The organism is Diaphorobacter oryzae DSM 22780 (assembly GCF_059568935.1).
Window position 1 is genome coordinate 278060 of sequence record NZ_JCANUL010000005.1, and the last position, 11774, is coordinate 289833.

General features: G+C 68.3%; 11 protein-coding genes. 6 read left to right on the top strand and 5 right to left on the bottom strand.

Annotated features, from left to right (window positions below; translation table 11 throughout):
• Positions 1 to 90: 90 nt before the first annotated feature.
• The gene (locus BP68_RS10935; protein WP_496371579.1) at positions 91 to 873 is read right to left on the bottom strand and encodes an IclR family transcriptional regulator; all 783 of its coding nucleotides are present in this window, start codon (positions 871 to 873) and stop codon (positions 91 to 93) included.
• Between the two features lie 93 nt (positions 874 to 966).
• Between BP68_RS10935 and BP68_RS10940 the strand changes: the two genes are divergently transcribed.
• The 5 genes from BP68_RS10940 to BP68_RS10960 all read left to right on the top strand — a co-directional run bounded on the left by BP68_RS10940 (position 967) and on the right by BP68_RS10960 (position 7351).
• The gene (locus tag BP68_RS10940) at positions 967 to 1767 is read left to right on the top strand and encodes an enoyl-CoA hydratase (protein WP_496371581.1); all 801 of its coding nucleotides are present in this window, start codon (positions 967 to 969) and stop codon (positions 1765 to 1767) included.
• A gap of 17 nt (positions 1768 to 1784) precedes the next feature.
• A complete protein-coding gene (locus BP68_RS10945) occupies positions 1785 to 3884 on the top strand; it encodes an acetate--CoA ligase family protein (RefSeq protein WP_496371652.1) in 2100 nt (699 codons plus the stop codon).
• A gap of 56 nt (positions 3885 to 3940) precedes the next feature.
• The gene (locus tag BP68_RS10950) at positions 3941 to 4906 is read left to right on the top strand and encodes a tripartite tricarboxylate transporter substrate binding protein (RefSeq protein ID WP_496371583.1); all 966 of its coding nucleotides are present in this window, start codon (positions 3941 to 3943) and stop codon (positions 4904 to 4906) included.
• A gap of 214 nt (positions 4907 to 5120) precedes the next feature.
• Complete coding sequence (locus tag BP68_RS10955; RefSeq protein ID WP_496371585.1) at positions 5121 to 6311, top strand: acyl-CoA dehydrogenase family protein; 1191 nt, start codon at positions 5121 to 5123, stop codon at positions 6309 to 6311.
• 11 nt (positions 6312 to 6322) lie between these two features.
• Positions 6323 to 7351, top strand: coding sequence for an acyl-CoA dehydrogenase family protein (locus tag BP68_RS10960; RefSeq protein ID WP_496371587.1), 1029 nt, complete (start codon positions 6323 to 6325; stop codon positions 7349 to 7351).
• 143 nt (positions 7352 to 7494) lie between these two features.
• On the opposite strand, the gene BP68_RS10965 is transcribed toward BP68_RS10960, so the two are convergent.
• Both BP68_RS10965 and BP68_RS10970 read right to left on the bottom strand, forming a co-directional pair.
• On the bottom strand, positions 7495 to 8598 hold the full coding sequence (locus BP68_RS10965) for a 3-deoxy-7-phosphoheptulonate synthase (protein WP_496371589.1): 1104 nt from the start codon (positions 8596 to 8598) through the stop codon (positions 7495 to 7497).
• A 38-nt stretch (positions 8599 to 8636) separates the two neighbouring features.
• A complete protein-coding gene (locus BP68_RS10970; RefSeq protein ID WP_496371591.1) occupies positions 8637 to 9119 on the bottom strand; it encodes a C40 family peptidase in 483 nt (160 codons plus the stop codon).
• 217 nt (positions 9120 to 9336) lie between these two features.
• Here BP68_RS10970 and BP68_RS10975 point away from each other — a divergent pair, with 217 nt between their 5' ends.
• Positions 9337 to 10662 (top strand): aminotransferase class I/II-fold pyridoxal phosphate-dependent enzyme, encoded by a 1326-nt coding sequence (locus tag BP68_RS10975; protein ID WP_496371593.1) that lies wholly within the window; start codon positions 9337 to 9339, stop codon positions 10660 to 10662.
• A 94-nt stretch (positions 10663 to 10756) separates the two neighbouring features.
• Here BP68_RS10975 and BP68_RS10980 read toward each other — a convergent pair whose 3' ends face one another.
• Positions 10757 to 11401, bottom strand: coding sequence for a 3'-5' exonuclease (locus tag BP68_RS10980; protein ID WP_496371595.1), 645 nt, complete (start codon positions 11399 to 11401; stop codon positions 10757 to 10759).
• Positions 11402 to 11406: 5 nt separating this feature from the next.
• Positions 11407 to 11763 carry a zinc ribbon domain-containing protein YjdM gene (locus BP68_RS10985; RefSeq protein WP_496371597.1) on the bottom strand — a complete coding sequence of 119 codons (357 nt, stop codon included), beginning with the start codon at positions 11761 to 11763 and terminating at the stop codon, positions 11407 to 11409.
• Positions 11764 to 11774: the final 11 nt, after the last annotated feature.

Here is an 11774-nt window from a genome sequence, read left to right on the forward strand (position 1 = left end):
GTGGGTGATGACGTTCGTGCCGAAAGGATCTCTTTTTGCTATTGATAAATGAGCGTTTAGCGCTTATTGATAAAGCGTTTCAAGCCACTTTTATGAATTTTTCTGGTCGAGCGGCGTTGGTCTGGCGGCGTCGGCCAGATGTGTCATCAGCAGCTGTGCCATTTCCTTCTTGCGCTCGGGCGGCAGGCGTGGCGTGATGGCGCCGAAGCTGATGGCCGCCAGGGTGCTGGGAGAGGCGGCAAAGGTGCTGCCCACACCCGATACGCCCACCGTGAGCGTGTCCACGATGTCGGCATAGCCGGTGGCGCGCGTGTGTCTGACGGCCTGCAGCATGCGTTCGCGCGTGAAGCCGGCCTGGGCGTATTCCTGCGCGTGACGCTCGAAGATGCGCTCCACCTCGGAGTCGGCCAGTGCGGCCATGAGTGCCAGGCCACCAGCGCCCAGGCCCAGCAGGCGCCGTCCGCCCACGTCGGTGGTGAACACCTTGACCGGAAAGTGCCCCTCTTCACGGTGCAGGCACAGGCAGTAGTCGCCCTGGCGAATCACCAGAAACACCGTGTCGCCAGACATGCGCGCAAGCCTTTGCATCAGTGGGCGGCAGAGATCCACCAGCGGCACGCGGCGCATTGAGGCAAACCCCAGCTGCATGGCATCGATGCCCAGCCGGTAGGCCTTGCTGTCTGGATCGCGTTCGGCGAACTGCTCCTCCACCAGACAGGACAGGAGCCGGTGCGTGGTGGAGCGCTCCAGGCCGGAAGCCTCCATCACTTCGGTGAGCTTGACGCCGTTCTCCTGATGCTCGGCCAGCAGGCGCAGCAGCTGCAAGGCGCGGCGCAGGCTTTGCGCGCCTGCGGTTTCCCGTGATTTGTCCATATTGTGGGAATTAGCTATTTATTTGTTTGCAATGCAGGAATTGCCAAGTCTAGACTGGCTTTCAGACTTCTGCTGACCCTGACGGAGACAACCATGGCGTATGCAACGCTGGAAATAGAGAACCACGGCGCGGTGCGCCGCATCCTGCTGGCGCGCGAGGCCCAGCGCAATGCGCAAAGCCAGCAGATGCTCGATGAGCTCATGGCCGCTTTCGATGAAGCGCAACGTGACGACGGAGTGCATGTGGTGGTGCTGGGTGGCAAGGGCGCACATTTTTCGGCCGGGCATGACCTCAAGCAGGCGCAGGCCGAACGCGCCAACTTCACCGTGGAACAGCGCTGGGCGTATGAAGAGCTGCGCTACTTCGACTACTCCATGAAGATCTGGGACTTTCCCAAGCCCACCATCGCCCAGGTGCAGGGCGCCTGCGTGGCCGGCGGCTTCATGATTGCCAACATGTGCGACCTCGTGGTGGCCAGCGAGTCGGCCTACTTCTCCGACCCCGTGGGCCACACGCTGGGCGCTGCCGCCACCGAGGTGTTGATCCATCCCTGGGTGATGGGTGCGCGCAAGGCCAAGGAGATGCTGTTCACGGGGGGCAAGATCTCGGCCCAGGAGGCGCACGACATCGGCATGGTCAACCGCGTGGTGAGCGACGCCGAGCTGTCCGACGCCGCGCTGGCCCTGGCCCAGCAGATCGCCAAGGCACCACCGTTCGGCCTGCGCCTGATCAAGCGCTCCATCAACCGCTCGCTGGATTCCCAAGGCCTGCGCACGGCGCTGGCCGCGCACTTCGACACGCACCAGCTGTCGCACCTGAGCGAGGGCTTCCTCACGGCGCGCGACCGTGGGCTTGCCAACGCCATCCAGAAAAATCCCGCAAAGGCTGTCTGATGCTTGCACCCGTCGTGATGAAAACGCACCGTCTCGAACCCCTGCTCAACCCCGGCTCCATTGCCGTGGTGGGCGCCAGCAACAACGCCGCGCGCATTGGCGGCATGCCGCTGGCCCATCTGACCCGGTTTGGCTATCAGGGGCAGATCTACCCCATCAACCCCAAGTACGAGGAAGTGTTTGGCCTGCGCTGCTGGCCCGACATCGAATCGCTGCCTGCGGCCCCCGACCTGGTGGTGCTGGCCATTGCGGCCGCCGATGTGCTGCCTATGCTCAAGCGCTGTGCGGCCAAGGGCGTGCGCGCCGTCATCGTCTATGCGGCGGGCTTTGCCGAGGAGGGCGCCAAGGGTGCGGCGCTGCAGGCCGAGCTGGAGGCCTACGTGGCCACGACCGACCTCGTGGTGGCCGGTCCCAACCTCATGGGCTTTGCCAACCTCAACAGTCAGGTGCATACCAGTTTCGCCTCGGTGTTCAACACGGCGCCCATCCAGTCGGGCAGAGGCAGCGTGAGCCTGCTCACGCAAAGCGGCAATGTCTGCGCCGCGGTGTATGCGATCGCACGCCGCCTGGGCGTGGAGTTCAGCCACTTCATCAACACCGGCAATGAGGCCTGCGTGGACTTTGCGCAGTACCTGGAGTATCTGGCGCAGGATGACGCGACCGAAGTGGCCATGGGCTATATCGAAGAGCTGCGCGATGGCGCGCGCTTCATGGCCGCCGCCGAAGCCTTTGCCCGGCAGGACAAGCTGCTCATCCTCTATAAGGCGGGCGAGACGGAAAAAGGCTCCGAGGCCGTGCGCTCGCACACCTCGGCGCTCGCGGGCGACCAGGCCGTGTACCAGGCGGCATTTCGCCAGTTGAACATCATCCAGAGCAACGACTTCGTGCAGATGGCACAGCTCGCGCATCTGGCGGGCTACCGCCACAAGAACGCGGGCAGGCGCGTGGCCATCATCACCATCAGCGGCGCTCTGGGCGCCATCCTGGCGGACAAGTTCATCGGTGCGGGGCTGGATGTGCCCACGCTGCCGCAGGCGCTGCAGGACACGCTGCGCGCAGGCATCCCCGACTACGGCATGGTCGCCAACCCCGTGGACGTGACGGGCAATGTGGTCAACGACCCCGGCTTCGTGCGCACCGCCATGGAGGCGCTGGCCCAGTCTGACGCCGTGGACGCCGTGGTCATCTATGCGCCGGGCTACATGCTGGACCGCATGGCGGATGACCTGTGCGCCGTCTCCGCGCAGTTTCCCAAACTGTTTGTGGCCATCGATACCGGTGCTGCCAAGACCCGTGAACAACTGCGCGGCGGTGGCGTTCCGGTGTTCGAGGACATTGGTGTGGCCGTGTCCGCCCTGGCGCCATTCCTGCTGTGGCAGGAGCGGCGCAGGCACAACCGTTGGCTGGAAGTGCGCCAGCAGCCGGCACCCGCGCGCACGGCGCTTCCCGCGAGCCTGGACGAATACCGTACCAAGCAGCTGCTGGTGCAACACGGCATGCCGGCTGGTGCCGAGCGCGTGGCCACCACCGCCGATGAGGCCGCCGCGGCAGCCGATGCCATGGGCTACCCCGTGGTGCTGAAGGTGTTGTCCGCCGACATCGCCCACAAGACCGAGGCCGGTGGTGTACGCCTGCGCCTGCAGGACGCTGCCCAGGTGCGCCAGGCCTTTGACGAGGTGCTGGCCAGTGCCCGCCGCTATGCCCCCGGCGCACGCATCGAAGGCGCGCTGGTCTGCACCATGGAATCGGGCGTGGCCGAACTCATCGTGGGCGCCACGCGCGACCCGGTGTTCGGCATGACGCTCACCGTGGGGCTGGGCGGCGTGTTGACCGAGCTCTACAAGGACGTGAGCCACCGTGTGCTGCCCGTGGACGAGGCCATGGCCCGCGAGATGCTCGGTGAACTCAAGGCCTTCCCCTTGCTCACCGGTTACCGCGGCCGCCCGTTGGGCGATGTGGAAGCCGCCTGCGCCGCCATTGCCGGCTTCTCGCGTGCCGTGCTCGCGCTGCAGGAACAGGCGCAGGAGGTGGAGGTCAATCCCCTGCTCGTCAAGGAAAAGGGCCAGGGTGTGCGCATGCTCGATGCCCTGGTGCTTGCGCAGCCACCGGCGGCCTGAGCCGTGTCGCGTCCATTCACCGTTTTGCTACCACCACAACCACCAAGGAGACATCCATGATCAAGAAAATGCTGGCCACCGTGGCCGTTGCCGCCGCCGCCGTGTGCGGCGTGGCCCATGCACAGAACTACCCGAGCAAGCCCGTCACCCTGGTGGTGCCGTTCTCGCCCGGCGGTGCCACCGACATCATGGCCCGTACGCTGGCCGAGCGGCTCAACAAGCGCCTGGGCCAGCCCGTGATCGTGGAGAACAAGCCGGGCGCCGGCACCATGATCGCTTCGGAGCATGTCGCCAAGGCGGTGCCCGACGGGCACACCGTGCTGCTGGCCGCGTCGTCGCTGGGCATTGCGCCGGCGCTGTACAGCAAGGTCAACTACGACCCGGTGAAGGACTTCACCCCGATATCGCTGGTTGCTTCCGTGGTGCATGTGCTCAGCGTGCACCCCAGCGTGCCCGCCAAGAACGTGGCCGAGCTGATCGCCTGGGTCAAGGCCAACCCCAACAAGGCCAACTACGGCTCGGTGGGCGCCGGCACCTCCACGCACCTGGAGTCCGAGCTGTTCAACACCATGGCCGGCGTGAAGATGGAGCATGTGCCCTACAAGGGCAGCGCGCCCGCGCTCATGGACTTGGTGGGCGGCAACCTGCAGGTGATGTTCGATGCCTACGCCTCGTCGGGCCCCTTCATCAAGGACAACAAGATCCGCTTGCTGGCCGTGACCACCGCCCAGCGCTCCAAGCTGCTGCCCGACGTGCCCACGGTGGCCGAGTCCGGCCTGCCCGGCTATGAGGCCATGCCCTGGCTGGGCTTCGTGGCCCCCGCCGGAACGCCTGCCGCGGCCGTGAACAAATTCCACGCCGAGTTGATGGAAGTGCTCAAGGAACCTGCCGTGCAGGAGAAATTCCGCTCGCTGGGCCTGGACATCATCGGCAACAACCCCCAGGAGTTTGGCGAGTTCATCAAGAAGGACATCGTCAAGTGGGCCAAGGTCGTGAAGGACTCCGGGGCGAAAGCTGATTAACCCCCCCTGAGGCGCTACGCGCCTTCCCCCTCTCTCGCATCGCTGCGCGCTGCGGGAAGGGGAACACGCCAGAGGCCTGGAAAAGCCGGTTCCTCGGCGTGCGCGGATATGGCCTGCTCCGCGGTTCTTCGATGGGCGAAGGCCGCGCTGTTCTGAGCCGCGTGCACCGTGCCAGGTGTACTGCCAACCGTTGTGATCCAACAGAGAGAAAAGCATGCAAGTGGGCTACTCGGCGGAAGACGAAGCCTTCCGCCTCACGCTGCGCGAATGGTTCGAGACCCATTACCCGCAATTCAAGGCCCGATGGCCCGGCACGCCCGACCCCAACGAGCTCGGCTGGCGCCGCGCCTGGGAAGACTATGTGTGCCAGGCCGGCTGGTCCGGCCTGGGCTGGCCCGAACAGTACGGCGGCAAGGCCTGGCCGCTGACCCGTCAGGCCATCTTCCATGAAGAGCAGGCCCGCATTGGTGCACCGCTGGGCGTGAACATCATCGGCCATGGCATCCTGGGCCCCACGCTGGTTCATTTCGCCAGCGAGGCACAAAAGGCCCGTTACCTGCCGGGCATCCTGAGCAACCGCGACATCTGGTGCCAGGGCTATTCCGAGCCCGGTGCGGGCTCGGACCTGGCATCGCTTTCCACGCGCGCGGAGCGCCGGGGCGACCACTACGTGCTCAACGGCCACAAGGTCTGGACCTCGTTCGCCCATATCGCGGACTACTGCTTCGTGCTGGCTCGCACCGACGCGAGCGCGCAGCGCCACAAGGGCATCAGTTTCTTTCTGGTCGACATGAAGAGCCCCGGTGTACGCGTGGAGCCCATCCGCCAGATCACCGGCGAGGCCGACTTCAACGAGGTGTTCTTCGAGGATGTGCAGGTACCGCTCGATGCCCTGGTGGGCGAAGAAAACGGCGGCTGGCGCCTGGCCATGGCGGCGGCGAGCTTCGAGCGCGGCACCTATTTCATTCCGCGTCAGGTGCGCTTCACGCAGGAGGTGGAGGCACTCAAGCGCCTGGCGCAGGAAACGCCGCGCGAAGGCGGCGGCCATGCGTTGCAGGATCCGCACCTGCGCCGCGACATCGCCCGCCTGGCCGTGGACAGCCATGTGCTCCGGCTCAAGGGTTACCGCGCGCTCACCAACGCGCTGCGCAGCGGCCCGCCGGGGGCCGAGGGATCGTCCACCAAGCTGCACTGGAGCGAATCGCACCAGAAGATGATGAACACGGCCATGGAGCTGCTGGCCGAACGCGCCCTGCACGGCCCCGACCCGGCCGGTGCCGACGCACAGGCCGCGGGCTGGGCACGCGACTACCTGTGGACACGTGCAGAAACCATCCTGGCGGGCACCTCCGAGGTGCAGCGCAACATCCTGGCCGAGCAGATGCTGGGCCTGCCCAAGAACTGACACCGATTCCCATGGACTTTGCACTCAACGAAGAGCAGCAGATGCTGCAGGAATCGGCCCGCCGGTTCTTTGTGGACCACCATCCCCTGGCCCGCGCCCGCCGCGCCCTGCCCTGGTCGGACCGCGCGCAGCGCCAGCTGTGGGCGGGCATGGCCGAAATGGGCTGGATGGCCCTGCTCATGCCCGAGACGCACGACGGCCTGGGCCTGGGCCTGACAGAGGCCAGCCTGGTGGCCGAAGAGGCAGGCCGGCAGCTGGTCAACCTGCCCTGGGCCAGCAGTGCCGTGCTGCTGGCCGAATGGTTCAAGGCCGCGCCCGATGCGGCGCCGGCCGTCTTGCGCGACGCCGTGCAGGCCATGATGGCGGGCGAGCGCGCCCTGCACTGCGTGGCCGATACCGACGCCTGGTGGGACCACGCGGGCCAGTGCAGCGACATCGTGGTGGTGCGCGGCTGGCATGACGGCACGGTGCCGCTGCAACTTGCGCTGGTGCAGGCCGATGCCGTGGCCTCCTGCGACGCGCTGGACCCCACGCTGCGCCAGGGCGCCGCAGTAGCGCGGGCGCTGGATTGGCAGGTGGTGGAGCTCTGCGCCGCCGCCCGCGAACGGGCCCGTGCCGCCCACCGCCTCATGCTGGCGGCCGAGCTGGTGGGCGCGGCCCAGGCCGCGCTCGACATGGCCACTGGCTATGCCAAGGAGCGCGTGCAGTTCGGCAAGCCGATTGGCAGCTACCAGGCCATCAAGCACCAGCTGGCCAATGCCTGGATGGGCGTAGACAACGCCCGCCTGGCCGTGCTTTATGCCACCGCGGCGCTCGACGGCGCCCTGCCCGACTGGCGCTTTGCCTGTGCCGTGGCCGAGTTCACCGCCATCGAGGGCGCACTGCAATCCACACGGACAGCCCTCCAGGTGCATGGCGGCATGGGCTTCACCTGGGAACATGACGCGCACCTGTACCTCAAGCGCGTGCAGCACCTGGCGGCGCGGCTGGGCGGCGCGTCGCGCGTGCTGTCGGCGGTGGAGGCGCTGGCGCTGGCCTAGATCGACGTATCAGTGAAATTGGCAGATAGCGATTGTCAGATAAGCGCTAATAGCTATATTTTTAATAGCATTTAATCAGACCGATGCGGCACCGTGTCTTGGTGCCCGCGCCCGGCCCCAGGGCCGCGTGATGCGGCCGGGCATCACGCCCGCTTCGCGCGCCGGGCCCGCACGGCGGCGGCCAGCTGCTCCAGCACCGGCACGGTCTGCGCAAAGCTGATGCAGGCGTCGGTCACCGACACGCCGTGGCGCAGCGCTTGGCCTTCCACGATGTCCTGGCGGCCCTCCTCCAGGTGGCTTTCGATCATCACGCCGGTGATGCGCGCATCGCCCGCCGCGATCTGCGCCGCCACCTCGCCCGCCACGACGATCTGGCGCGCGTGCTGCTTGCTGCTGTTGGCGTGCGAGAGGTCGATCATCACCTGCTCGCGCAGGCCGGCGGATTGCAGCAGCGCGCAGGCTGCATCCACATCGCCGGCGCCGTAGTTGGGCTGCTTGCCGCCGCGCAGGATCACGTGGCAGTCGTGGTTGCCGCGCGTCTCGAAGATGGCGGACTGGCCCATCTTGGTCATGCCCATGAAGGCGTGCGGCGCCTGCGCGGCCTGGATGGCGTCGGCCGCCACCTTCACGCCGCCGTCCGTGCCGTTCTTGAAGCCCACGGGGCAGCTCAGGCCGCTGGCCAGCTGGCGGTGGCTCTGGCTCTCGGTGGTGCGCGCGCCGATGGCGCCCCAGCTCACGAGGTCGCTGATGAACTGCGGGCTCAGCAGGTCCAGGAACTCGGTGCCCACGGGCAGGCCCAGGGCCAGCACGTCCAGCAGCAGCGCGCGGGCGCGCTCCAGCCCTTCGTTGATGGCGAAGCTGCCATCCAGGTGCGGGTCGTTGATGTAGCCCTTCCAGCCCACGGTGGTGCGCGGCTTCTCGAAGTACACGCGCATCACGATCAGCAGGTCCTGGCGCAGCGCATCGGCCTGGGCCTTCAGCTGCCGCGCGTAGTCCATGGCCTGCTCGTGGTCGTGGATGGAGCAAGGCCCGACGACGACGATGAGCCGGTCGTCCAGCCCGTGCAGCACCCGCGACAGCGCCAGGCGGCTGCCTTCTACCAGCTCCTGCGCGGCATCGGTCGCGGGCAGCCATTCCTGCAGGATGGCGGGCGTGATCAGCGGGCGCACGGCCTTGATGCGCAGGTCGTCGATGCGCGTGGTGTCGTGGGTGGTGGGCGCGGGGATGGGGCGTTCTGTGAGGGTCATGGTGCGCCCATTGTCGCGCCGGTCCGCCGGCATGCTGCTCAGGGGCGCCGAAAGCGTGCGTTCTGCCGCGCCCAATAGCGCGACTGCAGATGGTCCATGCGCACCGTGCCGCCCGTGGACGGCGCGTGCACGAAGCGCCCCTCTCCCACGTAGATGCCGGCATGCGTGGCCGCGCCGCGGCCGAACACCACCAGGTCGCCGGTGCGCAGCTCGTCCTCGTCCACCGACTGGCCGAAGCCGCTCAGCTGGGCCACCGTGCGCGGCGGGGCGACTCCGGCGCGGCTGGTGTACACGTAGCCGATCAGGCCACTGCAGTCGAAGCCGCTGTCGGGCGTGTTGCCGCCGTAGCGGTAGGGCGTGCCGACCAGCCCCAGCGCGTGGATGGCGATGTCGCTGGACTGTTCGGACGACAGGCGGGAGTAGGCGGCGGCGCGCGGCGATGTGGACGGCGGCGCGGTGCTGCAGCCCGCCGCCAGCAATGCGGCCGCGAGCGCCAGGCAGGAAATTGGAAGGACACGCATGGCCCGCAAGCCTACCAGCCGCGCAGGGCTTGCGGACCGGCGACCCGCAAGAGCCGGGGCCTCTCTCCTACTTTTCGCACGCATTTTTCCGCTGTTTTTGCGGATTTTTCCGGTTTTTCGGCGCTCCATGCACGTGCCCGGACGGCGGCGGGAGAAGGAGCCTGGCGATTCATCGCAGTACAAAAATTTGTACTAATACAAACAATACAATGTATGTATGCCATTGTTGTTTGTCGAAGGAAGCAATGCCAAAGACATTGCCGAAAGCCTTGAATATGCCATGCGCAGCGGTGCCTTGCAGCCCGGCGCATCCCTGCCCCCGGTGCGCCAGCTGGCGGCCGAGCTGGGGGTGAATCCCAACACCGTCGCCGCCGCCTATGCGCGGCTGCGCGGCGCCGGCCGCGTGGTCACGGCGGGCCGCCACGGCACGCGCGTGGCGGGCGAGCCGCCCCGCCCTGCCCCGGTCTATGCCGTGCCCCCGGGCCTGCATGACCTGGCCAGCGGCAATGCCGACGCCGCCCTGCTGCCGCGCCCGCGCGGCCAGGCCTGGGCGCAGGCACTGGCCCAGCCGCTGGACGATGCCGCCGCAGCGGCGGGCGACGCGGGGCTGCTGGCCCAGGCCCAGGAGTGGATGGAGGAGCAAGGCCTGCCCACCGAGGCCCTGGGCGTGTTCTCGGGCACGCTCGACGCCGTGGAGCGCGCCCTGCGCCAGCATGCGCGCCCCGGCGACCGCGTGGGCATCGAGGACCCCTGCTGGCCGCCGCTGCTGGCCCTGCTGCACAGCCTGCGCCTGGTGCCCGTGCCGCTGGCGGTGGATGCGCAGGGCATGCGCGCCCCGCCCGACGGCGTGCTGGCGGGCTGCGCGGCGCTGGTGCTCACGCCGCGCGCCCACAACCCCACGGGCGTGGCCGTGAGCGCCGCGCGCTGGAAGGCGCTGCGCCGCCAACTGCGCGCCAGCCCGCACACGCTGCTGATCCTGGACGACCACTGGGGGCCGCTGAGCGCCGCCCCGCTGGCCATGGCCAGTGCGCTGCCGCCGCTGTGGCTGCATGTGCTGTCCGTCAGCAAGAGCCTGGGGGCCGACTGCCGCGTGGCCGTGGTGACCGGCACGCCGCTGCTGGTGCAGGGCATGTGCGCCCACCAGGCGCTGGGGCCGCGCTGGGTCAGCCGCTGGCTGCAGGGGCTGGTGGCGCAGCTGTGGCGCCAGGCGCGCAGGGGCCGGGGGCGCGGCTCATGGCCGTACATGGCCGCCAGCTACGCCGCGCGGCGCGCGGCGCTGGCCCAGGCGCTGCGCCGCCTGGGCGTGGCCGGCGACTGGGAGCGGGGCGAGGGCCTGCATGTGTGGATCCCCGTGGCGGACGAGGCCGCCGTGGTGCAGGCCATGGCCGCGGGCGGCTGGGCCGTGCAGGCGGGCACGCCGCTGCGGCTGGGCAGCGGCCCGGGCATACGCATCAGCCTGGGGACGGTGGGTCTGCGCGACATGGGCCGGCTGGCGCGGGACCTGGCCGCCGCGCTGCAGCTGCCGGGGCGGTCCGCGTTCTGATCCGGGGGCGGGCTCGTTCCCGCCGGGGCATTCAATGCAAAAACAGCCTGCAGCGCCCGCCCATCAAGCGCAATAAGCTATCAAATGGATAGCGTCAAAGGGTCTGCAGGCGCGGCTCTGCCAGCACGGCCTGGGCATGGCGCTGCAGCAGCTTGCCCATGGACTGGCGGGCGCAGCGCTGCAGCTCCATCAGCAGGGCATGCTGCGGCCAGGCCAGGCCGTAGCGCTGGCCCAGGTCACGCTGCAGGCGCGCCAGCAGCGCGGCGGCCATCTCGGCGTCGGCCAGGGCGCGGTGGGCGCGGCCGGCGCGCGGCAGGCCCAGGTGGTCGATCAGCTGGCCCAGCTTGTGGCTGGGCGCGTCGGGGTACACGCGGCGCGACAGCAGCACCGTGCAGGCGAACGCGTGGGGCGCCGGCAGGCCGGCGTGCTGCAGCTCGGACTGCCAGAACTTGCTGTCGAACGCGGCGTTGTGCGCCACCATGGGTGCGTCGCCAACGAAGCGCGCGGCCTCGCGCATCACGGTGTCGGCGGGGGGCGCGGCGTCCACCATGGCGTTGGTGATGCCGGTGAGCTGCGTGATGAAGGGCGGAATCCACACCCCGGTCTTCATCAGGCTGGCGAAGCGGTCCACCACCTGCTCGCCCTCGAGCAGCACGATGGCCACCTCGGTGGCGCGTGCGCCCTGGGCCGGGCCCATGCCGGTGGTCTCGAAGTCGATGACGGCGATGGGGGACGCCATGGCGCTCAGGCCTTCTTCAGGAACTCGGACTTGAGCAGCATGCTGCCCAGCTCGGTCTTGCAGTCCACGTTGTGGCCGTCGGCGCCGTCCGCCAGGCGGATGCCCTTGATCTTGCTGCCCTTCTTGAGCACGGTGGACGAGCCCTTGACCTTGAGGTCCTTCACCAGGATCACGGCGTCGCCGTCCTGCAGCGGGTTGCCGTTGGCATCGCGCACGGTGCCGTCGCCCTCGGGGGTCTCGGCCTCGGCAGCCTCGGCCTGCTGGGGCCATTCAAACGCGCAGTCGGGGCAGATGTAGCTGGCGCCGTCGGGATAGGTGTTTTCCTGGCCGCATTGCGGGCAGGCGGGAACGGTGTGGGGCATGGGAAATCCTG

Coding starts and splice junctions, on each gene's coding strand:
- BP68_RS10985 (WP_496371597.1), bottom strand. CDS start 11,763: ATGCCCCACACCGTTCCCGCCTGCCCGCAATGCGGCCAGGAAAACACC.
- BP68_RS10970 (WP_496371591.1), bottom strand. CDS start 9,119: ATGCGTGTCCTTCCAATTTCCTGCCTGGCGCTCGCGGCCGCATTGCTG.
- BP68_RS10960 (WP_496371587.1), top strand. CDS start 6,323: ATGGACTTTGCACTCAACGAAGAGCAGCAGATGCTGCAGGAATCGGCC.
- BP68_RS10955 (WP_496371585.1), top strand. CDS start 5,121: ATGCAAGTGGGCTACTCGGCGGAAGACGAAGCCTTCCGCCTCACGCTG.
- BP68_RS10945 (WP_496371652.1), top strand. CDS start 1,785: ATGAAAACGCACCGTCTCGAACCCCTGCTCAACCCCGGCTCCATTGCC.
- BP68_RS10980 (WP_496371595.1), bottom strand. CDS start 11,401: ATGGCGTCCCCCATCGCCGTCATCGACTTCGAGACCACCGGCATGGGC.
- BP68_RS10935 (WP_496371579.1), bottom strand. CDS start 873: ATGGACAAATCACGGGAAACCGCAGGCGCGCAAAGCCTGCGCCGCGCC.
- BP68_RS10975 (WP_496371593.1), top strand. CDS start 9,337: ATGCCATTGTTGTTTGTCGAAGGAAGCAATGCCAAAGACATTGCCGAA.
- BP68_RS10965 (WP_496371589.1), bottom strand. CDS start 8,598: ATGACCCTCACAGAACGCCCCATCCCCGCGCCCACCACCCACGACACC.
- BP68_RS10950 (WP_496371583.1), top strand. CDS start 3,941: ATGATCAAGAAAATGCTGGCCACCGTGGCCGTTGCCGCCGCCGCCGTG.
- BP68_RS10940 (WP_496371581.1), top strand. CDS start 967: ATGGCGTATGCAACGCTGGAAATAGAGAACCACGGCGCGGTGCGCCGC.